Source organism: Pseudomonas sp. IT-P258, assembly GCF_949767825.1.
Classification (GTDB): Bacteria; Pseudomonadota; Gammaproteobacteria; order Pseudomonadales; family Pseudomonadaceae; genus Aquipseudomonas; species Aquipseudomonas monachiensis.
In genome coordinates this window covers 1-413 of record NZ_CATKPU010000067.1, presented here as the reverse complement: position 1 = coordinate 413, position 413 = coordinate 1, and the positions used below count along the sequence as shown (strand labels likewise).

General features: G+C 62.7%; 1 protein-coding gene. It reads right to left on the bottom strand.

Annotation, left to right across the window (positions count from 1 at the left end; translation table 11 throughout):
* Positions 1–413, bottom strand: a 413-nt coding sequence (locus ACM6G4_RS22515; protein WP_414914656.1) for an NAD(P)(+) transhydrogenase (Re/Si-specific) subunit beta, incomplete at both ends; no start/stop codon positions are given.

The following is a 413-nucleotide window of genomic DNA, read 5'->3' as shown; positions in this document are numbered from 1 at the left end:
CCCAGCACCAGCACCACGTCGGCCTGGCCGAACTCGGAGTTGATGTCGTCCATCTCGAACACCTGGTCGTAAGGCACTTCGGCCTCGGCCAGCAACACGTTCATGTGGCCGGGCATACGACCGGCAACCGGGTGGATCGCATACTTCACGGTCACGCCGCGATGGGTCAGCTTCTCGGTCAGTTCCTTCAGTGCATGCTGAGCGCGTGCCACCGCCAGGCCGTAGCCCGGCACGATGATCACGGTGTCGGCGTTGGTCAGCAGGAAGGTCGCGTCGTCAGCCGAACCGGATTTCACCGGACGGGCTTCTTTGGAACCCGCCGGGCCGGCCGCCTCTGCCGTATTGCCGAAGCCACCGAGCAGCACATTAAAGAAGGAGCGGTTCATCGCCTTGCACATGATGTACGAGAGGAT